Source organism: Actinosynnema sp. NPDC023658, assembly GCF_040639995.1.
Taxonomy (GTDB): Bacteria; Actinomycetota; Actinomycetes; order Mycobacteriales; family Pseudonocardiaceae; genus Actinosynnema.
This window is the reverse complement of record NZ_JBFAAX010000047.1, coordinates 946-25196: the sequence shown is the minus strand read 5'-3', so window position 1 is coordinate 25196 and position 24251 is coordinate 946. Positions and strand designations below refer to the sequence as shown.

The 24251-nt window shown below is 71.9% G+C and carries 22 protein-coding genes; 11 read left to right on the top strand and 11 right to left on the bottom strand.

Features of this window, described 5'->3' with window-relative positions:
• Nucleotides 1-1278 (top strand): AAA family ATPase (locus tag AB0G02_RS09155; protein ID WP_360791673.1); only part of this gene is annotated, 1278 nt, incomplete at its 5' end.
• A gap of 60 nt (nucleotides 1279-1338) precedes the next feature.
• Here the strand turns inward: AB0G02_RS09155 and helR are convergent.
• The 4 genes from helR to AB0G02_RS09135 form a co-directional block, all read right to left on the bottom strand.
• Entirely contained in the window at nucleotides 1339-3540 is a 2202-nt protein-coding gene (gene helR / locus AB0G02_RS09150) for an RNA polymerase recycling motor ATPase HelR (RefSeq protein WP_360791671.1), read from the bottom strand.
• A gap of 216 nt (nucleotides 3541-3756) precedes the next feature.
• Nucleotides 3757-4455 carry a lysophospholipid acyltransferase family protein gene (locus AB0G02_RS09145; RefSeq protein WP_360791668.1) on the bottom strand — a complete coding sequence of 233 codons (699 nt, stop codon included), beginning with the start codon at nucleotides 4453-4455 and terminating at the stop codon, nucleotides 3757-3759.
• A gap of 15 nt (nucleotides 4456-4470) precedes the next feature.
• Complete coding sequence (locus AB0G02_RS09140; protein WP_360791665.1) at nucleotides 4471-4806, bottom strand: hypothetical protein; 336 nt, start codon at nucleotides 4804-4806, stop codon at nucleotides 4471-4473.
• 45 nt (nucleotides 4807-4851) lie between these two features.
• Nucleotides 4852-6021, bottom strand: a complete 1170-nt coding sequence (locus tag AB0G02_RS09135) for a cytochrome P450 (protein WP_360791662.1) — start codon at nucleotides 6019-6021, stop codon at nucleotides 4852-4854.
• Nucleotides 6022-6237: 216 nt separating this feature from the next.
• Between AB0G02_RS09135 and AB0G02_RS09130 the strand changes: the two genes are divergently transcribed.
• The gene (locus AB0G02_RS09130) at nucleotides 6238-7170 is read left to right on the top strand and encodes a GNAT family N-acetyltransferase (RefSeq protein ID WP_360791659.1); all 933 of its coding nucleotides are present in this window, start codon (nucleotides 6238-6240) and stop codon (nucleotides 7168-7170) included.
• Between the two features lie 9 nt (nucleotides 7171-7179).
• On the opposite strand, the gene AB0G02_RS09125 is transcribed toward AB0G02_RS09130, so the two are convergent.
• Both AB0G02_RS09125 and AB0G02_RS09120 read right to left on the bottom strand, forming a co-directional pair.
• Entirely contained in the window at nucleotides 7180-8739 is a 1560-nt protein-coding gene (locus AB0G02_RS09125; protein ID WP_360791656.1) for a sodium:solute symporter, read from the bottom strand.
• Entirely contained in the window at nucleotides 8726-9880 is a 1155-nt protein-coding gene (locus tag AB0G02_RS09120; RefSeq protein WP_360791653.1) for an anhydro-N-acetylmuramic acid kinase, read from the bottom strand. The genes AB0G02_RS09125 and AB0G02_RS09120 overlap by 14 nt, the downstream gene beginning before the upstream one ends.
• 114 nt (nucleotides 9881-9994) lie before the next feature.
• Here AB0G02_RS09120 and ftsY point away from each other — a divergent pair, with 114 nt between their 5' ends.
• Nucleotides 9995-11347: a signal recognition particle-docking protein FtsY gene (gene ftsY, locus AB0G02_RS09115; RefSeq protein WP_360791650.1), complete on the top strand. Its 1353-nt coding sequence runs from the start codon at nucleotides 9995-9997 to the stop codon at nucleotides 11345-11347.
• 190 nt (nucleotides 11348-11537) lie between these two features.
• On the opposite strand, the gene AB0G02_RS09110 is transcribed toward ftsY, so the two are convergent.
• Complete coding sequence (locus AB0G02_RS09110) at nucleotides 11538-12071, bottom strand: NAD(P)H-dependent oxidoreductase (RefSeq protein ID WP_360791647.1); 534 nt, start codon at nucleotides 12069-12071, stop codon at nucleotides 11538-11540.
• A 61-nt stretch (nucleotides 12072-12132) separates the two neighbouring features.
• Nucleotides 12133-12888: an IclR family transcriptional regulator gene (locus AB0G02_RS09105; protein ID WP_360791644.1), complete on the bottom strand. Its 756-nt coding sequence runs from the start codon at nucleotides 12886-12888 to the stop codon at nucleotides 12133-12135.
• Between the two features lie 86 nt (nucleotides 12889-12974).
• Here AB0G02_RS09105 and aceB point away from each other — a divergent pair, with 86 nt between their 5' ends.
• The 3 genes from aceB to AB0G02_RS09090 all read left to right on the top strand — a co-directional run bounded on the left by aceB (nucleotide 12975) and on the right by AB0G02_RS09090 (nucleotide 16239).
• Nucleotides 12975-14507 carry a malate synthase A gene (gene aceB, locus AB0G02_RS09100; protein ID WP_360791641.1) on the top strand — a complete coding sequence of 511 codons (1533 nt, stop codon included), beginning with the start codon at nucleotides 12975-12977 and terminating at the stop codon, nucleotides 14505-14507.
• A gap of 1 nt (nucleotide 14508) precedes the next feature.
• Nucleotides 14509-15705, top strand: a complete 1197-nt coding sequence (locus AB0G02_RS09095; protein WP_360791639.1) for an aldolase — start codon at nucleotides 14509-14511, stop codon at nucleotides 15703-15705.
• Between the two features lie 75 nt (nucleotides 15706-15780).
• A complete protein-coding gene (locus AB0G02_RS09090; protein ID WP_360791636.1) occupies nucleotides 15781-16239 on the top strand; it encodes an Imm1 family immunity protein in 459 nt (152 codons plus the stop codon).
• A gap of 36 nt (nucleotides 16240-16275) precedes the next feature.
• On the opposite strand, the gene pucL is transcribed toward AB0G02_RS09090, so the two are convergent.
• The 3 genes from pucL to uraD are packed head-to-tail and all read right to left on the bottom strand — an operon-like array spanning nucleotide 16276 to nucleotide 17975.
• Nucleotides 16276-17181: a factor-independent urate hydroxylase gene (pucL, locus tag AB0G02_RS09085; protein ID WP_360791634.1), complete on the bottom strand. Its 906-nt coding sequence runs from the start codon at nucleotides 17179-17181 to the stop codon at nucleotides 16276-16278.
• 3 nt (nucleotides 17182-17184) lie between these two features.
• Complete coding sequence (locus tag AB0G02_RS09080) at nucleotides 17185-17493, bottom strand: hydroxyisourate hydrolase (RefSeq protein WP_360791631.1); 309 nt, start codon at nucleotides 17491-17493, stop codon at nucleotides 17185-17187.
• Nucleotides 17490-17975: a 2-oxo-4-hydroxy-4-carboxy-5-ureidoimidazoline decarboxylase gene (gene uraD / locus AB0G02_RS09075; RefSeq protein ID WP_360791628.1), complete on the bottom strand. Its 486-nt coding sequence runs from the start codon at nucleotides 17973-17975 to the stop codon at nucleotides 17490-17492. Before uraD ends, AB0G02_RS09080 begins: the two co-directional genes overlap by 4 nt.
• Nucleotides 17976-18142: 167 nt before the next feature.
• Here uraD and allB point away from each other — a divergent pair, with 167 nt between their 5' ends.
• The 5 genes from allB (at nucleotide 18143) to AB0G02_RS09050 (ending at nucleotide 24138) form a co-directional block, all read left to right on the top strand.
• A complete protein-coding gene (allB, locus tag AB0G02_RS09070) occupies nucleotides 18143-19459 on the top strand; it encodes an allantoinase AllB (protein ID WP_360791625.1) in 1317 nt (438 codons plus the stop codon).
• Nucleotides 19456-20454 carry an allantoicase gene (gene alc / locus AB0G02_RS09065; protein WP_360791622.1) on the top strand — a complete coding sequence of 333 codons (999 nt, stop codon included), beginning with the start codon at nucleotides 19456-19458 and terminating at the stop codon, nucleotides 20452-20454. Before allB ends, alc begins: the two co-directional genes overlap by 4 nt.
• A gap of 123 nt (nucleotides 20455-20577) precedes the next feature.
• A complete protein-coding gene (locus AB0G02_RS09060) occupies nucleotides 20578-22107 on the top strand; it encodes an alpha/beta hydrolase (RefSeq protein ID WP_360791619.1) in 1530 nt (509 codons plus the stop codon).
• Nucleotides 22108-22459: 352 nt separating this feature from the next.
• Nucleotides 22460-23803 carry an ammonium transporter gene (locus AB0G02_RS09055; protein ID WP_360791676.1) on the top strand — a complete coding sequence of 448 codons (1344 nt, stop codon included), beginning with the start codon at nucleotides 22460-22462 and terminating at the stop codon, nucleotides 23801-23803.
• Nucleotides 23800-24138, top strand: coding sequence for a P-II family nitrogen regulator (locus tag AB0G02_RS09050; RefSeq protein ID WP_073896567.1), 339 nt, complete (start codon nucleotides 23800-23802; stop codon nucleotides 24136-24138). Before AB0G02_RS09055 ends, AB0G02_RS09050 begins: the two co-directional genes overlap by 4 nt.
• Nucleotides 24139-24251 lie beyond the last annotated feature (113 nt).

Genomic DNA, 24251 nt, shown 5'->3' with positions numbered 1-24251 from the left:
GAGCGCGAGGCGCGCGAACGAGCCCAGCGCGCCCACGCCGCACGGGCCCGGGGCGCCGTCGTGGCCAAGGCCGTGGTCCGCGGTGGCGAGGTCGCGCTGGAGCGCATCGCCGCGTCGTTGGCCCGCGCGGCCCGCGAGCGCGACGCCGCGCAGGAGCGCAAGGCGCAGCGCGAGACGTACCTGGGGCAGGTGCGCAGCCTGGTGCGCGAGATGTCCGTCGAGCTGGAGAAGCTGACCGACGCCGTCCACCGCGACGAGGTGCTGCGGGCCGAGCAGCGGATGCGCATCGAGCAGCTGGAGACCAAGGTCTCCGAGGAGTTCGGCATCGGCCTGGAGGACCTGGTCGCGGAGTACGGCCCGGACGTGTTCATCCCGCCGTCGCCGCAGGAGGTCGCGGAGTACGAGGCGGCCAAGGAGCGCGGCGAGATGGTGACCGCGCCGCAGCCGATGCCCTACGACCGGGACACGCAGGCGCGGCGGGCCAAGCGGGCCGAGCGGGACCTGTCGCTGCTGGGCAAGGTCAACCCGCTGGCGCTGGAGGAGTTCGCGGCGCTGGAGGAGCGGTACAAGTTCCTGTCCAACCAGCTGGAGGACATCAAGGCGACCCGGCGCGACCTGCTGACCGTGGTGAAGGAGGTCGACGACAAGATCCTGGAGGTCTTCACGTCGGCCTACGAGGACGTCGCGCGCGAGTTCGAGGTCGTGTTCAAGGTGCTGTTCCCCGGCGGCGACGGTCGGCTGGTGCTGACCGAGCCGGACGACATGCTGACCACGGGCATCGAGCTGGAGGCCCGTCCGCCGGGCAAGAAGGTCAAGCGGCTGTCGCTGCTGTCCGGTGGCGAGAAGTCGCTGGCCGCGGTGGCCATGCTGGTGGCGATCTTCCGCGCCCGACCGTCGCCGTTCTACGTGATGGACGAGGTCGAGGCGGCGCTGGACGACACCAACCTGCACCGGCTGATCGGGCTGTTCGAGCAGCTGCGCGAGCGGTCGCAGCTGCTGATCATCACCCACCAGAAGCCGACCATGGAGATCGCTGACGCGCTGTACGGCGTGTCGATGCGCGGTGACGGCATCAGCCAGGTGATCTCCCAGCGCCTGCGCGGCGAGGACAAGCCGAAGAGGGCCAGGGCCGCTGCCGCCGCCGTGGCCGCCGCGCCCGAGGCCGTCGTCGAGGCGGTCCCCGAAGCCGTCCCCGAAGCCGTGCCCGAAGCCGTGCCCGAGGTCGCGCCGGAGGCCGCCGCGCCGGAAGCCGCCGCCGAGGCCGAACCGACCGCCTAGCGGGCCCGGCCGACGACCGGCGCGGCCCCCGCGGGACGCACGCCGGTCGTGGCCGGAGCGCTACCGACCTGCCCGGACGGGCGTGCCGACCTCGACGAGCCCGGTCAACGCCTCCGGCAGCGGGCCCTGGTGCAGGACGCCGAGGCGCTGGGTGGCGCGGGTGAGGGCGACGTAGAGCTCGGCCGCCCCGCGCGGACCGTCGGCCAGGATCCGCTCCGGGTCCACGACCAGCACGGCGTCGAACTCCAGGCCCTTCGTCTCCGACGGCGCCACCGCGCCCGGCACGCCGGGCGGCCCGATCACCACGCTGGTGCCCTCGCGGCCGGCCTCGTCCCGCACGAACTCCTCGACGGCCGCGGGCAGCTCCTCCTCGGTCACCAGCCTCGACCACGGCTGCACGCCGCACGCGCGCACCGACTCCGGCGGCTCGACGTGCGGCGCGAACTCCGCGAGCAGCGCGGCGGCGACGGTCATGATCTCCGCCGGGGTGCGGTAGTTCACCGTCAGCGCCCGGTAGGCCCAGCGGCCCGGCACGTACCGCTCCAGCATCGCGCCCCACGACGTCGCACCGGCCTCCGACCGGCGCTGGGCGAGGTCGCCCACCACCGTGAACGACCGGCCCGGACAGCGCCGCATCAGCACCCGCCAGTCCATCTCGGACAGCTCCTGCGCCTCGTCGACCACGACGTGCCGGTAGGTCCAGTCCCGGTCCGCGGACGCGCGTTCGACCAGCTCGCGGGTGTCGTGCTCGACGAAGCGGTCGGCCAGGTCCTCGGCGTAGAGCAGGTCCGTGGCGAACAGGTGGTCCTCGTCGTCCATCGAGTCCTGCCGGCCGACGAGGCTCTCCAGCACGTCCTTGGCGTACTCGGACTCGGCCTTCTGCGCCCGCGCGGCGGCGGCCCGCGCGGCCTGCTCGGCGGCCTCGTCGCGGCCCAGCAGGTCGACCAGCTCGTCCAGCAGCGGCACGTCGGACACCGTCCAGGCGTCGCCGTCGGCACGCAGGAGCGCGGGGTTCGCGCCCGCCGCGCGCAGCCGCTCGGGGGACGTGTACAGCCCCGCCAGCAGCGATTGCGGCGTCAGCACCGGCCACAGCTCGTCCAGCGCGGCGGCGAACGCGTCGCTCTCGGACAGCTCCCGGAGCAGGTCGGCCCGCATCCGCTCCCACGCCTCGCGGTTCGACCGGGACAGCACGCCCTTGCCGATCCGGCCGATCGCCCGCTCGGTGAGCACGTAGGTGACGATCTCCTTGAACGTCTCGCGGGCCTCGTTGTGCGGCGAGCCGCTCGCCCGCGCCTCGTCCCTGGCCCACTGCGCCACGTCGGCGGTGATCTGCGTCGTGACGCCGCCCAGCTTGACCGGGATCGGGGCCTCCGGCAGCCGCTGCCGGTCGGCGACCGCCGCGGTGAGCACGTCCAGGATCTTCAGCGACCCCTTGGCCCGCGCGGCCTCCGGCGAGTCCTCCGCGGTGACGTGCAGCCCCGGCACGTAGTCGCCCGGTGTCACGAACACCACGTCGGACTCGCCCAGCGACGGCAGCACGCGGCTGATGTGGTTGAGGAACGACGGGTTGGGCCCGACCACGAGCACGCCGTGCCGCTCCATCCGCTCCCGCTGGGTGTAGAGCAGGTACGCGACGCGGTGCAGCGCGACCACGGTCTTCCCGGTGCCCGGACCGCCCTCGATCACCACCACGCCGGGGTGGTCGAGCCGGATGATCTCGTCCTGCTCGGCCTGGATCGTCGCGACGATGTCGCTCATCCCCTCGCCGCGCGGCGCGTTGACCGCCGCGAGCAGCGCCGCGTCCCCCCGCTCGGCGCCCTCGGGCCGGCCGAGCACCTCGTCGCTGAAATCGATTACCGCGTGCCCGCGGGTGTGGAACTGGCGGCGTCGGCGCATGTTCTCCGGGTTCGCGCCGGTGGCGACGTAGAACGGGCGCGACGCCGGCGCGCGCCAGTCCAGCAGCACCGGTTCGTAATCGTCGTCCTCGTCGAAAAGCCCGATCCGACCGATGTACGAATGCTCACCCGAAAGGGCGTCCAACCGACCGAAGCACAACCCGTTGTCCGCCACGGTCAGCCGCTTCGCCTCCTTGGCCAGCGCGCGCACCTCGTCGTCCCGTTCCATCGGCGTGCCGCCGGTTCCGCGCAAGGCCGCCTCGTAGGCGCCCTTCACCCGCGTGCGCTCGGCTTCGAGCCGGCGGTAGAGCCCGGCCACGTAGTCCTGTTCGGACCGCAATTCCTCGTCGTACCCCTGTGTTGACACGAGCCCCTCACCGCGCCTAAACTGGCAATAGTCAGGCGGGTTCTCCATTAGGCTGTGGAGAGCACGCCGATTTTCTATTGTCAGCCCCTTGTCAAGCCCCTGTGCGCGTCGCCGCTGTTTCCGCGGCTTTCCCCAGGGCGTTTCCGGGCCGTCCACCCACGACACCGGCACCGCAGAGCGCTGCGCCCGGCGGTGCCGTCGAGGTGGGTCGGGAGGTCAGCGGTCGTCGAGCCGCTTGGCCTCTTCGGGGGTGGGCGCGGTGCCGCCGAGGTGCGCCGGCTGCCACCACTGGCCCTCGCCGGACTCCGGGTACCGGGCCTGGGCGTCGTCCAGCAGCTCCTGCATCCGCTCGCGCAGGGCGGCGTCGGTCGTCGGCTGCATCGGTTCGCCGACGATGATCGTGATGGGGACGTGCCGCTGGGTCAGCGACTTCGGCCTGCCCTTGGTCCACAGCCGCTGGGTGCCCCACACAGCCGTGGGCAGCAGTGGCACGCCCGCCTCGTCCGCCATCCGCACCGCGCCGCTCTTGACGTCCTTGACGGTGAACGACCGGCTGATCGTGGCCTCCGGGAAGATCCCGACGACCTCGCCGGACCGGAGGGCGTCCAGCGCCTGCTGGTAGGACGCCTGGCCGGCGGCCCGGTCCACCGGGATGTGGTGCATCCCACGCATCAGCGGGCCCGACACGCGGTGTTCGAACACCTCGTGCTTGGCCATGAACCGGACCAGCCTGCGCGCCGGGTGCGCGCCGTAGCCGGCGAAGATGAAGTCGAGGTAGGAGACGTGGTTCGAGGCCAGGACGGCCCCGCCGGTGGTCGGCACGTGCTCCGCGCCCTCCACGGTGATCCGCATGTCGAGCACGCGGAACATCAGTTTGGCCGCGGCGATCACCGGCGGGTACACGCGATCTGGCATACCGCCCAGCGTACGTTACTCGTCAGTAGTGCGATCGTGCTCGCGCACCACGCGGGGGACGCCTGCCAGGTCCTCCTCGTTGCACAGCAGCTTGAGGGCGTAGTACGGAGAACCCTTGGTGTCGTCGTAGTCCAGGTGGACCGCGATCACGTCGACTGCCTCGCCTAGCCACTCCTGCGTCTGCCGCAGCCACAGCGCTGCTCGTTCCAACGCATTGGGTAGATCATCATCACGGAACTCGACCGGCCGGTAGGGGACCTCCTGCACCTGGTCCCGCTGGTTGGCAGGCATCGGCAGGTCTACCGCCACCCCGCTGTCGTTGAGTTCGAGTTGGATCGTTTCCTCGCTCACCCTTCCAGGGTTCCCCAATGAGAAACCTCCGGCAATAGATGTCGGTCATAAGAGGCGCACCGGCAACTCGGCCAGACCGCTCACCAGGACCCTGCGCCACGCCAGCTCCTCGACCGGTCGGGCCGCCCGGAGCTGCGGGAACCGGCGCAGCAGCACCCGCAGCGCCTCCTGGAGCTCGACGCGCGCGAGCTGCGCACCGAGGCAGAAGTGAGGGCCGCTGCCGAGCGCCAGGTGCTGGTTGGGGGTCCGCGCGAGGTCCAGGGCGTCCGGCGCCGGGAACGCGCGCGGGTCGCGGTTGGCCGAGCCGATGGACGCCATCACGCCCTCGCCCGCCCGGATCACGACGCCCGCGACCTCCACGTCCTCCAGCGCCACCCGCAGCTGGCCGACCTCGCTGAGCCGGGTGTACCTCATCAGCTCCTCGACCGCGGTCGGCACCAGCGCAGGGTCGTCGACCAGCCGTTCCCACGCCGACCGCTCGCGCAGCAGGGTGGCGACGAAGCTGGTGATCTGGTTCGCCGACGTCTCGTGCCCCGCGACCAGCAGGTTCAGCGCGAACGCGACCAGCTCGTCGTGCGTCAGCGCCGTCGCGCACAGCTCGTCCAGCAGGTCCTCCGACCGCGGGGCCCGGCGCTTCGCCGCGACCAGCCCGCCCATGTACTCCAGCAGGCTCGCCATCGCCGCCTCGACCCGCGGCTGCTCGGACATCTCCAGGCTGTACGCGAGCTCGACCCACTCGCGGAACCGCTCCCGGTCGTCGTACGGCACGCCCAGCAGCGTGCAGATGACCTGGATCGGCAGCGGCAGCGCGTACACCTGCCGCAGGTCGGCGCCGTCCACCAGGCCGTCCGCCAGCCCCTCGCACAGCTCCCGCACCCACTGCCGGGTCTGCTCCATCCGCCGGTGCGAGAACGCGCCGGACACCAGCTTGCGCAGCCGGGTGTGCTCGGGCGGGTCGGTCGTCGGCAGCGTCCCGGGCAGCGGCCGGGACACGCCCACGCGGGGTGCGCCCGCCGCCACCACGCCCGCCCGGGAGAACCGGGGGTCGGCCAGCACCAGCTTCACGTCGTCGTAGCGGGTGACCAGCCACACGTGGGAGCCGGCGAGGGTGCGGACCCGGGCCACCGGCTCCTCGTCCCGCAGGCGTGCCCACGTGGGCGAGGGGTCGAAGGCGAAGGCGTCGGCGAAGGGGATGTCGAGGACGTCGTCCGTCATGACCCCGACGCTAGGAGCCCGGGGGAGCGCCGTGCCAGCGCCATCCGGTGCGGTTCGGCGGGCCGTCGAACCCGGCTCGGCCGTTCGCCCAGAGCGGAGCCGGCGGCGGGGGCCGCCGACCAGCGGCTCGTCACGGGCCGTCCCGGCGAGCGCGCTCCCGACCGGCGTCGAAAACTCCCTCGCATTCGGCCGACCCCGCGGGTGACCATTCCCGACATGTACGACATCCGTCCCGCCGCCCAGGACGACCTGGACGCCGTCCTCGCGCTGGTCCTGCGGTTGCAGGCCGACGAAGCGCACCACATCGGCTACCTAGGCGAGACGCTCGGCGACATCTCCGCGGAGCTGGCCGAGTTCGAGCCCGACTGGGCCTCGTGCACGGTCGTCGCCACCGACGACTCCGGCTGGGTCTGCGGCGCGCTCAGCGTCGAGGTCGACGCCGAAACCGGTCGCGCCTACCTGCACGGCCCCTTCGTCGACGTACCGGTCAACCACCCGGCGGGCAGCCGGATCTGGGACCAGACCGCCGACGCCCTGTACGCCCGCGCCGCGCCGCTGCTCGACGGCATCACCGACCGGGAGCTGCTCGGGCACACCGGGCACCGGCGGCTGGCCGCGTTCGCCGAGCGGCACCGCTTCGCCGCCGCCCGCGCGTGCGGCATCCACGTCCTCGACGGCGACGGCCTGCGCGGCCTGCTGCTGCGGGAGGCGAGCTGCCCCCGCACCGGGCCGGCCCGCGAGATGCGCGAGCTGCCGACCGACCCGGCCGTGCACGAGGCGGTGGCCGTGCTGCACGAGCGGTGCTTCCCCAAGACCTACCTGTCCGGGCGCAAGCTCGTGGACGGCAGCCGGCAGCACACCGTGGTGGTCGCCATGGACGGCGACCGGGTCCTCGGGTACGCGTCGGGCAAGGCCGAGCCGGGGGAGTTCTACCTGGACTTCGTGGCCGTGGAACCGGACGTGCGCGGCCAGGGCGTCGGCGCGGCGCTGGTCACCGAGCTGGTCTGGAAGCTGGCCGAGCGCTCCGGCGCGCGACCGCAGGTGGCCGCCGCGATACTGGCCGGCAACCGCTCGTCCCAACGCCTCTTCGACCGGCTCGGCTTCCGCCTCCACCTCGAACTCGTCGCCTACCGCGCCAACGCCGCTTGACCGCTCCCGTCACGCCGCCTTGGCCGACACCGCGTCGTCGTGCAGTCCCGGCGGCTGGTAACCCTTGTGCCGCAACGACATCAGCCCGCCCACGACCAGCGTCACCAGCACGCCCAGCACCGTGTACCAGGGGTAGGCGAGCGCCACGAACTTCTGCGCGGGCACCGGCGGCGAGAAGTCGATCGCCAGGTTCGCCTCCGGCCCGACGAACTTCACGCCCAGGATCACGAACGCCATCACCACGACGGTGACCACGAACGCCACGATCGCGTCGAGCTCCCGCGCCTTGCGGAACACCAGGCCGAGCAGGAACGCGCCGAGCAGCGCGCCGTAGGTGAACCCGGCGATCGACAGGCCCTGCTCGACGATCGGGTTGCCCCGGCGCGTCAGCGTGGCGAACAGGCCGGCGCACACGATGAGCAGGCCGGCCCACACCACCGTCCAGATCCGACCCTGCTTGAACACCTCGGCCTCGCTCATCGGCCGCCGCACCACGCGCTGCACGATGTCCGTCACGGTCGAGGAGGCCAGCGCGCCCAGCGAGGACGACAGCGCCGCCGCCAGGATGCCCGCGATCACGAACCCGGACAGCCCCGGCGGCATGTCGGTGACGATGAAGTACGCGAACAGCTCGTCGTTGTTGCCCAGCCCGAGGTCCTTGACCGGGTTCGCACCCTTGTAGAACGCCCACAGCATCACGCCGATGAACAGGAACAGCGCGAACTGCAGGAACACCACCACACCGCTGGCGATGAGCGCCTTCTGCGCCGAGCGCACGTCCTTGGTGGCCATCAGCCGCTGCACGATGAGCTGGTCCGCGCCGTGCGAGGCCATGGACAGCACCGCGCCGCCGATGAACGCGGTCACGATCGCGTAGGGGGAGGTGAACGGGCTCGCGGCGAAGTCGAGGATCTGGAACTTGCCCGTGTCGGCCGCGCCGGTGAGCCACCCGTCGGGCAGCTTCCCGTTCAGCACCAGGATCACCGCGAACGCGCCGACGACGTACCAGAGCATCTGGATCGCGTCGACCCACACCACGGCCCGCACGCCGCCGAGGAAGCTGTAGACCACCATCGCGACGCCCAGCGCCGCCACGATCAGCCAGTACGACACGTTCACGCCGTACGAGACGAGCACGACCTTGATCGGGATGGCGGTGGCGAACAGCCGCAGGCCGTCCGCCAGCAGCCGCGTGACGAGGAACGTCAACGACGCCGTGCTCTGCACGTTGCGCCCGAACCGCTTGCCGAGGAACCCGTACGCGGTGATCAGCTCGCCCGCGATGTACTTCGGCAGCAGCACGAACGACACCACGATCCGGCCGATCAGGTAGCCGATCGACAGCGACAGGAACGTCATCGTGCCCAGGTAGGCGACCGTCGGCACGCTCAGCACGGTGAGCGTGGACGTCTCGGCCGACACCACCGACACGCACACCACCCACCACGGGATGCGGCGCTCGCTGACGAAGTAGTCGGTGGCGGAGCGCTGGCGCCCGGCGATCCACACGCCCAGCAGGGGCATGCCCACCAGGAACAGCACGATGATGCCGACATCAAGTGCGCGCACGGTCTCCTCCATCTTCCTGGCACTCTTCGCCTGACGGCCGCGCGTGGCGGCTGATCGTCAGTCCGGTCACGGCGGTGACCGCGGGCTCGGGCAGGCGCAGCGGCCAACGGCCGGGGGTGATCGACCCCAGCGGTCGCGGACCGGCGGCACCGGTGGCGGACGGCACGTTGGCGGGCAGCCCGTGCCAGGTCAGGAAGCCCAGCAGGGCGGCGAGGTAGGCCTCCTTGCCCGCTGCGGGCAGTCCCAGCTCGTCGCTGGTGCGCAGGTCGACGTGCCGGGCCAGCGACTCGACCAGCACGGGGTTGCTCATGCCGCCGCCCGAGCCGATCACGGTGCCCCGGCACTCGGCGGCGATCGTGCGCGCGGTGAGCTCGGTGAGCGTGGCCAGCAGGTCTTCCGCCGGCATGGTCAGGCCCTCGGTGACGCGGTCGAGGTAGGCGCGGTTGAAGTGCTCCTTGCCGGTCGACTTCGGCGCGGGCAGGGCGTAGTACGGGTCGGCCAGCAGGCGGTCGAGCAGGTCGGCGCGCACCCGGCCGCGACGGGCGAACCCGCCGTCGGTGTCGCGGGTGCGCAGGCCGCCGGAGAGCGCGGTCATCGCCGCGTCCATGAGCGCGTTGCCCGGTCCGGTGTCGTAGGCGACCACGCCCTCGGACGTCACCCGGGTCACGTTGGCGATGCCGCCGATGTTCAGCGCGGTGGCCGGTCCGTCGAAACCGGCCAGCCACAGCGCGTCCAGCGTGCTCGCCAGCGGTGCGCCGTGACCGCCCGCGGCGACGTCGCGGACCCGCAGGTCGGCCACCACCGGCAGGCCGGTGGCTTCGGCTATCCACGCGGGCTGGCCGAGCTGGAGCGTGCCGAGGCAGCGGCCGTCCTCGACCCAGTGGTGGACGGTCTGGCCGAGTGACGACACGAGGTCGCCCCGGTACCGGGCGGCGACCTCCGCGAACGCCTGCCCCAGCCGCGTGTCGAGCGCGCACAGCTCGGCGGCGCTGGTCGGCGGCTCGCGCAGCTCCTCCGGGAACGGGTGCTCCGCGTGCTCCACCGGGGTCAGCACGACGGTCGGGCCGTCCAGGGACAGGTCGGCCACGGCCACGTCGATGGCGTCCATCGAAGTGCCCGAGATGAGCCCGATCACCCTCACGCCCTGTGGTCTATTCCACACTGCCCGCAGGCGCAAGAGCGGGCGTGGGAAAGTTGCCGGAAATCAACCTGGTTCGTCGATCGTCAACATCGGGTGTCGTGCGAGGATTGCGCCGTGGCCACCACGTCCCTGATCTGGATCATCGTCGTCGTCGCGGTACTGCTCGCGGTCGCCCTCGTGACGGGCGTCGTGCTGGCGCGTCGCCGGCGGATCAGCCTCACCGAGCCCGAGCAGGACAAGCCGGCCAAGGGCTACCAGGCCGGTGGCGCCATCACGTTCAACGAGCCCGCGCCACCGGTGGTCGTCGAACCCACCAGGCCGGCCGAGCCCGTGGAGAGGACCGGCGCCTCACCCGCTGCCGACCCCGTCGTCGAGGAGGTCGTGGAGCCGGTCCGGCACCCGGTGGCCGACCGCACCGAGGTCGACGGGCAGCCGGGCGTCGGTGACGACGCGGCGGTGCCGCGCGACTCGGTCAAGCGCGGGTTCGTCGAGGTCGACCTGCCCGAGCAGGCGTCCGAGATCGACGAGATCGAGCCGACGTCCGGTCGGTTGGAGCGGCTGCGCGGGCGGCTGTCGCGGTCGCGGTCGACGTTCGGCCAGAGCCTGCTGGGCCTGTTGGGCGCGGGCGACCTGGACGAGGACTCGTGGACCGACATCGAGGACACGCTGCTGATGGCGGACCTCGGTTCGGCGATCACGGACGAGATCGTGACGGCGTTGCGGGAGCAGATCGTGGCGCGCGGCGTGCGCACGTCCGAGGACGCCCGCGCGTTGCTGCGGGACGTGCTGGTCGACGCGCTGCACCCGGAGATGCGCCGCGCGGTGAACGCGTTGCCGCACACCAACGGCGAGTCCGGCGTGAAGCCGGCCGTGGTGCTGGTGTGCGGGGTGAACGGCGTCGGCAAGACCACGACGACCGGCAAGCTGGCCCGGGTGCTGGTGGCCGACGGGCGCACCGTGCTGCTGGGTGCGGCGGACACCTTCCGCGCCGCCGCCGCCGACCAGCTGGAGACGTGGGGCTCGCGCGTCGGCGCGTCGACCGTGCGGGGGCCTGAGGGCGCGGACCCGGCGTCGGTGGCGTTCGAGGCGGTGAAGCGGGGCGTCAACGACGGCGTGGACACCGTGCTGATCGACACCGCGGGCCGGCTGCACACCAAGACCGGCCTGATGGACGAGCTGGGCAAGGTCAAGCGGGTGGTGGAGAAGCAGGCGGTGGTGGACGAGGTGCTGCTGGTGCTCGACGCCACCACCGGCCAGAACGGCCTGACCCAGGCGCGGGTGTTCGCGGACGTGGTCGACGTGACCGGCATCGTGCTGACCAAGCTGGACGGCACCGCCAAGGGCGGCATCGTGTTCCAGGTCCAGCGCGAGCTGGGCGTCCCGGTGAAGCTCGTCGGCCTGGGCGAGGGCGCGGACCACCTGGCCCCGTTCGAACCGGCCGCCTTCGTGGACGCCCTGCTGAACTGACCGGCGAGAGTCCTACGTTCACGCGCCGAGAGTCCTACGTCCACGACCGGTGAGTTCAACGCTCAGCCGCGCGCCGTGCGGTGCCGACGTGCGCTGAGCGCTGAACTCAGGTGCTGTGAACGTAGGACTCTCGCGCTGTGGAGGTAGGACTCTCGCGCTGTGGAGGTAGGACTCTCGCGGGGGTGAGGGGTCAGCCGGGGAAGAATTCCTTGGCCCGCGTCAGGGCGGCGGTGTCGCGCAGGACGTCGCCCGGTCGGCTCCCGTTGCCGATCAGCTCGCCGCCCCACTCCATCCGCATGTACGCGGCACTGCGCTTGAGCATCCCCAGCAGCGGCTCCGCCTGCTCCGGCTCCTCGCCCAGCACGGTCACCGCCCACATCCGCTTGCCCGCCATCGCGTCGGTGAAACCGGGCACGCGCAGCCACCCCGACCAGTAGTCCAGGTACAGCTTCGTGGCCGCCGACACGGTGTACCAGTACGTCGGTGACGCGATCACCAGGTCGGTCGCCTCGACGGTGGCGTCGTACAGCAGCTTCTCGTTGCCCTCCGGCGCGGGCCAGCCGCCCACCGTGTGCCGGATGTCGCGGAACGGCGGCAGCGGCACGTCGTCCAGGAACACCCAGCGCTGCTCGGCGTCCAGCTGCTCGGCCGCACGCCTGGCCAGCACCTCGGTGTTGCCGTCACGCCGCGAGCTGCCGAGCAGGAACAGGTACTTCCGGGTCATGGCGACCCCCCAGGTAGAGACGATGTATGTACGTGCATGTAAATGTACCGCACGTCGGCCGTCAAGCCCGTCCCGCCTGGTCGGACAACCTCTTCGCGATGCCGAGCACCTGGGGCAGGATGCGCGCGACCGACTCCTTGGTCAGCCGGCTGTCCGGTCCGGACACCGACACCGCGGCCAACGTCGGCGCCCCCCGCAGCGGCACGGCGATGCACCGCACGCCCAGCTCCTGCTCGCTCTCGTCCAGCGCGTACCCCTGCGCCGCGATCCGGTCCAGCGACGCCAGCAGCTCCTCCGCGTCGGTGATCGTGTTCGGCGTGTACGCGGGCAGCCCGGTCCGGGCCAGCAGCGCCCGCACCTCGTCGCGCGGGAGCTGCGCCAGCATCGCCTTGCCCACGCCCGTGCCGTGCGGCAGCAACCGGCGACCCACCTCGGTGAACATCCGCATCGAGTGCCGTGACGGCACCTGCGCCACGTACACCACCTCGTCGCCGTCGAGCACGGCCAGGTTCACCGTCTCCTCGACCTGGTCCACCAGCTCCGCCAGGAACGGCCGCGCCCACGTGCCGAACTGCCGCGACGCGCTCTCCCCGAGGCGGATCAACCGGGAGCCGAGCGTGTACCGGCGGTTGCTGTTCTGCCGCACGTACCCCAGCGTGACGAGGGTGCGGATCAACCGGTGGATGGTCGGCAGCGGCAGGCCGGAGGTGGCGGCGAGCTCGGACAGGCTCGCCTCGCCGCCCGCGTCGGCCAGGCGTTCCAGCAGGTCGAAGGCGCGTCGCAGCGACTGGACACCGCCGGTGGACTCTCCTGCCACGGGGGATCACTCCTTCGTTGCCGTTCCGCGTTGCGAAAACTATAGTCCGCGAAGTAGAAACCGACTCGGAATCGAGGTGGGCTTCCATGTCCGGTGTTCGCGTCCTCGGGGGCGAAGTGGAGCGCGGGGACGAGATCCTCACGCCGGACGCGCTGGAGTTCGTGGCCGCGCTGCACCGCGACTTCGCCGCCACCCGGGACGAGCTGATCGCGCGGCGCGCGCAACGCCGCCGGCTCGGCTTCCTGGAGGAGACCCGGCACGTCCGCGAGGGTGACTGGCGCGTGGCCGAGGCGCCCGAGCCGCTGCGCGACCGGCGGGTGGAGATCACCGGTCCCACCGAGCGCAAGATGACCGTCAACGCGTTGAACTCCGGCGCGAAGGTGTGGCTGGCCGACCTGGAGGACGCCAACACCCCGCACTGGCGCAACGTCGTCTCCGGCCAGGTCAACCTCTACGACGCGGCCCGCGGCACGGTCGAGCACACCTCGCCGGAGGGCAAGCACTACGCCCTGCGCGACGACGTCGACCGGCCCACGATCGTGGTGCGCCCCCGCGGTTGGCACCTGCCCGAGCGGCACGTCGAGGTCGACGGCAGGCCCGCGGTCGGCGCGCTGGTCGACTTCGGCCTGCACTTCTTCCACAACGCCGAGCTGGGCAGGCCGTACTACTACCTGCCGAAGATGGAGAGCCACCTCGAGGCCCGGCTGTGGAACGACGTGTTCACCGCCGCGCAGCAACGGCTCGGCGTGCCGCACGGCACGATCCGCGCCACCGTGCTGATCGAGACCATCCCGGCCGCGTTCGAGATGGAGGAGATCCTCTACGAGCTGCGCGACCACGCGTCCGGTCTGAACGCGGGTCGCTGGGACTACCTGTTCAGCATCATCAAGTACTTCCGCGACGCCGGGCCGGACTTCGTGCTGCCGGACCGCAACAGCGTCACGATGACCGCGCCGTTCATGCGCGCCTACACCGAGCTGCTGGTGCGCACGTGCCACAAGCGCGGCGCGTTCGCCATGGGCGGCATGGCGGCGTTCATCCCGAACCGGCGCGATCCCGAGGTGACCCGCGCGGCGCTGGCCAAGGTGCGCGACGACAAGCGGCGCGAGGCGGGCGACGGGTTCGACGGCTCGTGGGTGGCGCACCCCGACCTCGTGCCGGTGTGCCGGGAGATCTTCGACGACCGGCTCGGCGCCAAGCCCAACCAGCTCGACGAGCTGCGGCCGGAGGTGTCCGTCACGGCCGAGCAGCTGCTGGACTTCACGTCCGCGGGTGGCAGCGCGACCCGCGCCGGCGTGGAGTCGGCCGTCGACGTCGGCGTGCGGTACCTGCTGTCGTGGCTGGGCGGCAACGGCGCGGCGGCCATCCACAACCTCATGGAGGACGCCGCCACCGCCGAGATCTCCCGCTCGCAGCTGTGGCAGTGGGTGCACAACGACGTGGTGCTCGACGACGGCACGCCGGTCACCGCCGAGCTGGTGCGCGGCGTGCTCGCCCGCGCGAAGGAGGAGCTGGAGGGAGAGCACCTCGACGTCGCCGTGGAGCTGTTCGAGCAGGTCGCGCTGTCCGACGAGTTCGTGGACTTCCTGACCTTGCCCGCCTACGAGCGGATCGGCTGACGTGCCGCGCACGTCGTTGTCGGCGGAGGCGGTGCGGGCGGTCACCGCTCGGCTGTCCGATGTGGAGCTGCGCGCGCCGGCGGGCAGGCAGCCGGTGCACACCTGCTACGTGCCCGCCGACCACGTGACGCCCTCGACCGTGCCGGACTGGGGTGCGCAAGCGCTTGCGGCACTGGACGAGCACGCGCCGGACGGCCTGGGCGACGTGCTCGACCTGCCGCCGGACGTGGCCGACGCCGTGCACGCCAAGGTCCGGGCCAAGCTGGGCAGCGAGCCGGTGGAGGACCTGCGCGTCGACTTCGAGGACGGCTACGGCGTCCGGTCCGACTCGGAGGAGGACGCGGACGCCGAACGCACCGCGCTCGTGGTGCGGGACTGGCTGCGCGACGGCACGGCCCCGCCGCGGTTCGGGCTGCGGATGAAGTCGTTCGACACCAGGTCGCTGCGCGAGCGCGGCATCCGGACGCTGGACGTGTTCCTCACCGCGCTGGGCGGGGCGCCCGAGGGCTTCGTGATCACCTTCCCGAAGGTCACGTCGGTGGCGCAGGTCGAGGTGCTCGGTGACGTGCTGGACCTGTTCGGGCTGCCGCTGCGGTTCGAGGTCCAGGTCGAGACGACGCAGTCGGTCGTGGACCCCGAGGGCAGGTTGGCGCTGCCGCGGTTCATCGAGGCGGGCCGAGGCCGGGTCACCGGCCTGCACTTCGGCACGTACGACTACACGGCGGGCTGCGGCCTGGGCGCGGCGCACCAGCACCTCGCGCACGGCGCGTGCGACTTCGCCCGCAACGTCATGCAGGTGTCCGCCGCGGGCACCGGCGTCGAGCTGTCCGACGGCTCCACCAACGTGCTGCCGGTGGGCGACGACGTGCACGAGGGCTGGCGCACGCACTACCGGCTGGTGCGCCGGTCGTTGGCGCACGGCTTCTACCAGGGCTGGGACCTGCACCCGGCGCAGCTGGTGACCCGGTACGCGGCCGTGCACGCGTTCTACCTCGAAGGCGTGGAGGCGGACGCGCGCAGGCTCAGGGCGTACGTCGAGCAGGCGGGTGGATCGGTGCTCGACGAGCCCGCGACGGCCCGCGCGATGTCCGGCTCGTTCCTCCGGGCCCTGGACTGCGGTGCCCTGGACGAGGACGAAATCCGCCGTGCGACGGGACTCACCGTGACCGATCTTCGGGCACTAGCCAGAAGAGAGTGATCACGGCATCGCTGGATGGGGTGATTCTCGAACCAGCGAACGGCCGGACCGTGCAACACCGGCCAGGGTGTGACCATGACCATGAGGGCCGGCTTGTGGACCGGGCTGCCGGACCTGGAGCGGGCGGAGTTCCGCTACCAGGTGGTGGCGTGCGCGGCGGACGTGGACGTGCTCATCGCCGCCCTGGCGCGGCCGGAGTGCAACGACGGGATGCTGGAGCACTTTGCCCGCCCACCCGACCCCGAGGGGGAGAGCGACCACAACCTGGTGCTCGCCGTCCGGGGCCGGTGGGGCTACCTGAACTACGTGGACGACGAGTTCACCGGCTGGCCCAAGGGCGAGCCGGACGCGCCGTACGTGGACGAGACCTACACCGACTTCCCGCCGGGCGTGGCCGTGCCGCTGACGACGTACCGGGACATCCTGCTGGAGTTCATGTTCACCGCCCGCCGCCCGACGGTCGTGGACTGGTACGAGGAGGCCGACCTGTTCCACACCTGGCGGTTGCAGCGGATGGCGATGCACGACGAGTGACCGCGCTCCGAGCGGGCGGAGCACGGTCACCGCGGGTCAGAACGTGGGCAGCGCGTACCAGGCGGACCCGGCGTCCTCGGCGTCGTCGCGCAGCACGGTGCCCTCGATGAGCCCGTACGGCCGGTCGGCGGCGTAGAACACCTCGTTGTCGTTCTCCAACCCGAACGGGGACAGGTCCACCGCGAAGTGGTGCTTGTTCGGCATCGACAGCCGCACCTCGGCCACCTCGGGTCGGGCCCGCAGCACCGCCTCGCCCATCGCGTACAGGGTCTGCTGCAACGACAGGCTGTGCTTGGTCGCGAACGTCGTCAGCAGCAGCCGCCGGATCTCCGCGAAGCTCTCCGCCCAGTCGACCTCGGCGGCGATGGGACCGCCCGCCCCGCCGAAGCCCTGGTACCGCCACCGCGCCGTCACCGACGTGGCCAGGATCCGGTCGTCGGTCTCCTTGAGGGTGGTGTACTCGTCGCGCGGGAACCCGTGGAACTCCGAACCGGTCGACTTGAGCACCACCACGTCCCGCACACCCGACACGACCCACGCGCGGTCGCCGTCGACGGTCACGGCGGTCGTGCGCTTCTCGTTGGTCCCCTGCACGAACGAGTGGCCGTTGCCCTCGATGCGGTCCCACGAGTGCTCGTCGACGAGCACGCGGGCGCCGGTGATCGCCTCCTGCGACGAGACGAAGTGCCGTCCCAGGCGCAGCGCGAAGTCCTCGATCCGACCGATCGGCGCCTGCCTGGCGAAGGCGTAGACGGTGTTCTTCTGCGTGTCGGTCGCGAGGACCTTCGAGTTGTCCCCGGTGAGGTGGGTGTCCGCGAGGTCGCCGCGCAGGGACGTGCTGACGGTGAGGTCCCTGATCGTGTGCGCGGAACCGTCGCGGGTCACCGTGACGAGGCGGTTCTCCGCCTTCCCGTACTGGTTGGGCCCCAGGACGATGGCCATCGGTCAGCTCCCTCGGTAGGTCGTGAAGGCGAACGGGCTCAGCAGGATCGGCACGTGCAGGTGGTCCGGCTGACCCGCACCGGGTGCGGCGACCCGGAAGGCGACGGTGATCTCCGGGTAGAACGGCGTGTCGACGTCGAACACGAGCCGGTGCACGCCGGGGGACAGCACGTGGGCGAACCGCAGCCGGCCGTCCTCGTCGGTGACGCCCCGCTCCAGCACCGCGCCGTCGCGCTCCACCCGGACCGGCACGCCGACGCGCGGTCGACCGGCTTCGGCGTCGAGCACGTGGGTGGACAGGGAGACCGTCATGCCAGCACCTTCCTCAGCCGCAGCGCGGCGATCTTCGCCAGCTCCCGGTTCACCACGCGCAGCTCCGCGTCCGGCGGGTTGCCCATCCGGGCCGCGAGGTCGTCCAGCACCTCCTCGCCGGTCAGCCCGGTCGCGCACACCAGGTAGATGTGCCCGAAGCGGTCCTCGTAGGCGGCGTTGGCGGCGAGCAGCCGGTCGGCGAGCGACGCGGTGACGCCGGACTGCTCGTCGGCCGACCACTTCGCCGACACCCCGCCCCCCGAGGCCTTCTGCCCGATCCGCGGGTGCCCGGAGATGGCGGTGACGACCTCGTCGTCGCTCAGGTCCGCGAACCGGTCCGACGCGGCGAGCAGCGCGTCCACGTCGGCGTAGGGGCGGCCGGCCAGCAGCGCGTCGACCCAGCGCGGCGCCGCGAGGCACTCCGTGAGCAGGGGGCGGAGCTCGGCCGCGGGTGCGGAGTTGAACCCTTCGAGATCGGGCACTGAGGCTCCTTGTTTTCTGTATCGCGGAATCCCGCTTCCGCAAAGGGCGACGGTACGAGCGGCCCCCGGACGTGTCAACAACCCCGCTCCGCCGCGCCGGACGTGTCCGACCGACCCGCTCCGGCCGGGTGGTCGCATCGTCGCCGGTCGGCTGGAATGGTGAGCACATGGACCTGGTGCTGCGCGCTGCCCGAGTCGTCACCCCGGACGGTGAACGCCGTGCCGACGTCGGCGTCGAGGACGGCCGGATCGTCGCGGTGGCCGACCGCCTGGACGCCGCGACGGTCGTGGAGCTGGCCGCCGACGAGGTGCTCCTGCCCGGCCTCGTCGACACGCACGTCCACGTGAACGACCCGGGCCGCAGCGACTGGGAGGGGTTCGACTCCGCCACCAGGGCGGCGGCGGCCGGCGGCGTCACCACGATCATCGACATGCCGCTGAACAGCCTGCCGCCGACGACGACCGTCGCCGCCCTCGACGCCAAGCGCGGGTCGGCCCGGGGCAGGGCGCACGTCGACGTGGGGTTCTGGGGCGGCATCGTGCCGACCAACCTGGAGGACCTGGAGGAGCTGCACGACGCCGGCGTGTTCGGCTTCAAGTGCTTCCTGGTCCACTCGGGCGTGGACGAGTTCCCGCACGTCAGCGAGGAGGAGCTGCGAGCCGCCCTGCTGCGGCTGCGCTCGCGCGACGCCCTGACGATCGTGCACGCCGAGGACCCGCACGAGATCACCGAAGCCGGGCCGGACTACCGCGGCTTCCTCGACTCCCGGCCGCACCGGGCCGAGTCGCACGCCGTCTCGGCGCTGGTGGACCTGGCCGTCGAGACCCGGACCAGGCTGCACGTGCTGCACGTGTCCAGCGGGCAGGCCGCGCGGCAGGTGAAGGTCGCCAAGGACCTCGGGCTGCGCTTCACCGCCGAGACGTGCCCGCACTACCTGACGTTCGTGGCGGAGGAGATCGGGGACGCGGCGACGGAGTTCAAGTGCTGCCCGCCGATCCGCGACGCGGCGAACCGCGAGCAGCTCTGGCGGGCGTTGCGCGACGGCGTGGTGGACCTCGTCGTCACCGACCACTCGCCGTGCACGCCAGAGCTGAAGCACGGCGACTTCGCGACCGCGTGGGGCGGCATCGCGAGCCTCCAGCTGGGCCTGCCCGCGGTGTGGACGCAGGCCAGGCGACGCGGGCACGCGCTGACCGACGTGGTCCGGTGGATGGCCACCGCTCCGGCCGACCTGGTCGGCCTGACCACCAAGGGCCGCATCGCGCCCGGCGCGGACGCCGACTTCTGCGTGTTCGCCCCGGACGACGCGTTCGTGGTGGACCGCGCCGCGCTGCTCCACCGCAACCCCGTCACGCCGTACCACGGCCTCCCGCTGGCGGGCGTCGTGCGGCAGACGTGGTTGCGCGGCGAGCCGATCGACGACCGACCGCGCGGGCGGTTGCTGGGCAACCGGGTCGCGCGCCCGAGCGGAGGAGACGCATGACCGCGGCACCCGACTGGACCCGGCTCCCGGACCTCGCCTGCCGCTCGGTGGGCGGCAGCGTCGTGTGGGCCAACGACGAGCTGTTCGCGGAACGGGAGAACCTGATCCGCAAGCCCGAGCCGCGGTACGAGACGTACACGTTCGGCCTCAAGGGCCAGGTCTACGACGGGTGGGAGACGCGCCGCCGCCGCGACGCCGGTGAGGACCGGGCGATCGTCCGGCTCGGCCTGCCCGGCGTGGTCCGGGGCGTCGTGGTCGACACCGCGTTCTTCAAGGGCAACTTCCCGCCGTTCGCGTCGGTCGAGGCGACGGCGGCCACCGGCTACCCGGCGCCCGAGGAGTTGACCGGCTGGGAGACCCTGGTGCCCAAGTCGCCCCTGGAGGGCGACCGCAAGCACCACTTCGAGGTGTCCGCGCGCCGCCGCTACACGCACGTGCGGCTGACCATCTACCCGGACGGCGGGGTGGCGCGGCTGAGGGTGCACGGCGACCCGGTGGCCGACCCGGACCTGATCGTGGCCGAGGCGCTGGACCTGGCCGCGCTGGAGAACGGCGCGTCGATCACCGGGTGCAGCAACATGTTCTACAGCGACCCGGCCAACCTCATCGCGCCCGGCCAGGCGACGGTCATGGGGGAGGGCTGGGAGACCGCGCGCCGGCGTGACGACGGCAACGACTGGGTGGAGGTCGAGCTGGCCGCGCCCGGCGTGGTCCGGCTCGTCGAGCTGGACACCAGCCACTTCAAGGGCAACGCGCCGGGCTGGGCGTCGGTCCGGGGCCGCGACGCGCGCACCGGCGAGGAGTTCGACGTGCTGCCGCGCACCCGGCTCCAGCCCGACACCCGCCACCGCTTCCGCGTCGAGCAGGACGCCGAGGTCACCCACGCGCGGCTCGACATCCACCCGGACGGTGGCATGGCACGCCTGCGGCTGTTCGGCCGCCTGACTCCGGATGGCCTCAGGGTGATCACCCAGCGCTACCAGGACTTGCGCTGAGAAGGAGGAAATTCGTCAGTCCACGGGCTGACCGTTGGTGCGACTTCAGTCGGTTGTGGCTCGTCTGACCGCCCTGGAAGCCTGCTGAGACCCGATTGGGTGACAGGACCTAGGGAGGAACCTGTGCGACCGATCACCAGGGCGCTCGGCGGTGTGGTCACCGCCCTCGCGCTCGTCACGGGGACGACGTCGGTGGCGTCGGCCGAAGCGGAACCCCAAGGCGCGGCGGGCATCGACTGGCACCCGTGCCCCGAACTGGCCGAGGTGGAGTGCGGCACGCTGCGGCTGCCCATCGACTGGGCCGACCCGCGCGGCGGGGAGTTCGACCTCGCGGTGGCCCGCCGCAGGGCCACCGACCCGGCCGCGCGGATCGGGGTCATGATCATCAACCCCGGCGGTCCGGGCGGCTCGGGCGTGAACGCCGCGCTGCGGGCGGACGGCAGGTTCAGCACCGAGCTCCAGCGGCACTTCGACATCATCGGCTTCGACCCCCGCGGCGTCGCCCGCAGCCAGCCGGTGCGGTGCTCGTACGACCTGCTGGTCGCGCAGCCGTCGGCCTACCCGACCGACCGGCAGGGGTTCGACGCGCTGGCCGCGTACAACCGCGACCTCGCCGCCGACTGCCGGGCGCGCAGCGGTCCGATCTACGACCACGCCGACACCGGCGCCGTGGTGCGGGACGTCGACGCGCTGCGCAAGGCGCTCGGTGAACGGAAGATCAACTACTACGGCGTCTCGTACGGCACGCTCATCGGCCAGCAGTACGCCGAGCGGTTCGGCCGCAACATCCGCGCGATGGTGATCGACTCGAACATGGACCACAGCCTCGGCACGTGGCGGTTCAACGAGACCGAGGCCGCGACGGCCGAGGACTCGTTCCGCGAGTTCGTGGCGTGGTGCGACCGCACCGAGTCGTGCGCGCTGCACGGCCGGGACGTGGCGCAGGTGTGGGACGACTTGCTGGCCCGCGCCGACCGAGGCGAGATCGTCGACCCGCTCGAACCGGACCGCGCGGTGAGCGCCGACGAGATCATCGGCAACGCGTTCAGCGCGTTCTACGGCCCGCAGTGGCAGCCGCTGTCGGAGTGGCTGGTCGAGCTCGGGGCGGGCAAGGCGGTGCCGGTCGCGTTCGCGCCGGAGACCGCGGACAACCCGTTCCCGGCGGTGTTCTGCCAGGACTGGGCGATCCGGGTGAAGAGCTACGGCGAGTTCTCCGCCCTGGTCGACCGGGCGCGGCGGGTAGCGCCGCACATGCGCGGCTCGTCGCTCGGGCACAGCGCGATGGCGGGCTGCGTCGGGCTGCCGGAGCGGGTGAACAACCCGCAGCACCACCTCCGGATCGAGGACGCGCCGAAGATCCTCATGCTGAACGCGCTGCACGACCCCGCCACCGGGTACGAGTGGGCGGCCAACGCCCACCGGCAGAGCCGCGACACCACCGTCCTGCTCACCTACGAGGGCTGGGGCCACGGCGTCTACCCGCGCAGCGCCTGCACGCGCGACACGACGGACGACTACCTGATCAACCTCAAGACCCCGCGCCCCGGCGCGAGGTGCGCGGCGGTGGAGCCCGCGCCGGAGTCGATCGCGTCGCTGGACGAGAAGCCGCTCCCGACGGGTCCGGCCCCGGGCATCCCGGGCTGGCTCCGCTAGTCGACGTGCCGGCGGCCGCTCCCACCTCCGAGTGGGGGCGGCCCCGGCCGTCCCGGCGGGCCGACCCCGCGCCGGGCGTGCCACGACGCCGTCGAGCCGGTGACCGAGCGTCGCCGGCCCGCTCCGGAGGATCACACGAACCACCGCAGAGGCGAGAGGCGCTCGCACGTTCCGTCACCGCGTGATCCGGGGCGACCGGGGCGGATCGCGGGCGGAACGGCCCGCTTCAAGCGCGTGAAACGTGCCCGTAACACCAGGGCCCGGACAGTTCACCTGCGCGAAACGTCGGGCGCAACCGCGCGAAACAGGCCATACCGATGCTCCCTGCAACCGACGTGCAGTGGAGGTCGACGTGGATACAGGGGACACCGCCTGGGTGCTCACCAGTGCCGCACTGGTGCTGTTGATGACGCCGGGACTTGCCTTCTTCTACGGGGGCATGGTCCGGTCGAAGAGTGTGCTCAACATGATGATGATGAGCCTGGGCGCAATCGCCGTGGTCGGTGTGCTCTGGGTGTTGGTCGGCTATTCCACGGCGTTCGGCACCGACGTCGGCGCCGGTCTGCTCGGCAAGCCGTTCGAGTTCTTCGGCCTGGACGGCCTGCTCGGCAAGGAGTCGGTGTTCGGCACCATCCCGAGCACCGTCTTCGTCGCCTTCCAGGCCATGTTCGCCATCATCACGGTGGCGCTGATCTCCGGCGCGATCGCGGACCGGGCCCGCTTCGGGCCGTGGCTGCTGTTCGCCGCCGTGTGGTCGCTGCTGGTGTACTTCCCGGTCGCGCACTGGGTGTTCGACTTCGACGGCAAGGACGCTGACGGCAACGTCATCGACCCGGGCGGCTGGATCGCCAACAAGCTGCTCGCCATCGACTTCGCGGGCGGCACGGCGGTCCACATCAACGCCGGTGCGGCGGGCCTCGCGCTGGCGATCGTCCTCGGCAAGCGCGTCGGTTGGCCGAAGGACCGGATGAAGCCGCACAGCCTGCCGCTGGTCGTCCTGGGCGCCGGTCTGCTGTGGTTCGGCTGGTTCGGCTTCAACGCGGGCTCCGCCGTGGCCGCGAACGGCACCGCCGGCGTCACCTTCGTCAACACCCTGGTCGCCACCTGCGCCGCGATGCTCGGCTGGCTGGTCGTGGAACGCGTCCGCGACGGCAACGCCACCACGCTGGGCGCCGCGTCCGGCATCGTCGCGGGCCTGGTCGCCATCACCCCCGCCTGCTCGTCGGTCACCCCGCTCGGCGCCATCGCGATCGGCGTGATCACCGGCGCCCTGTGCGCCCTGGCGGTCAGCCTCAAGTACCGCTTCGGCTTCGACGACTCGCTCGACGTGGTCGGCGTGCACCTGGTCGGCGGCCTCTCCGGCACCATCCTGATCGGCCTGTTCGCCAGCTCGGCCGCTCCGGCGGGCGTCGACGGCCTCTTCTACGGTGGCGGCGTGAATCAGCTGTGGCGGCAGGTCGTCGGCGCTCTCGCGGTGCTCGTCTACTCGTTCGTGCTGAGCCTCGTGCTGGGCTACCTGGTCAAGATCACCGTCGGCTTCCGCGTCGACACCGAGGCCGAGGTCGCCGGCATCGACGAGGCCGAGCACGCCGAGACGGCGTACGAGTTCGGCAGCGGCATCGGCACCCGTGGCGGCAGCAAGCCCAGTGTCGCCGCCGGCGCCACTGCGGTTCTCGAGGGGAGCAGCAAGTCATGAAGTTGGTCACCGCGATCATCAAGCCCTTCACCCTCGACGACGTGAAGGCGTCCCTGGAGCAGCTCGGCGTGCTCGGCATGACCGTCAGCGAGGTCCAGGGGTACGGCAGGCAGAAGGGCCACACCGAGGTCTACCGCGGCGCCGAGTACGCCGTGGACTTCGTGCCCAAGCTGCGCATCGAGGTGCTGATCGACGACACCGCCGTGGAGAAGGTCCTCGACGCCGTCGTGGAGGCCGCGCGCACCGGCAAGATCGGTGACGGGAAGGTCTGGGTGACGCCGGTCGACACCGTCATCCGGGTCCGCACCGGGGAGCGCGGCTCGGATGCCCTATAGGGATCCTCGGTAGGGACGGGAGACGGCCGTATGGATAACGCCGAGACGGCCGTCGTCACGGCTGACGACCTGGTGCGAGCACGCGATCGGGTGCGCGCGCCAGGTCGGCGCCG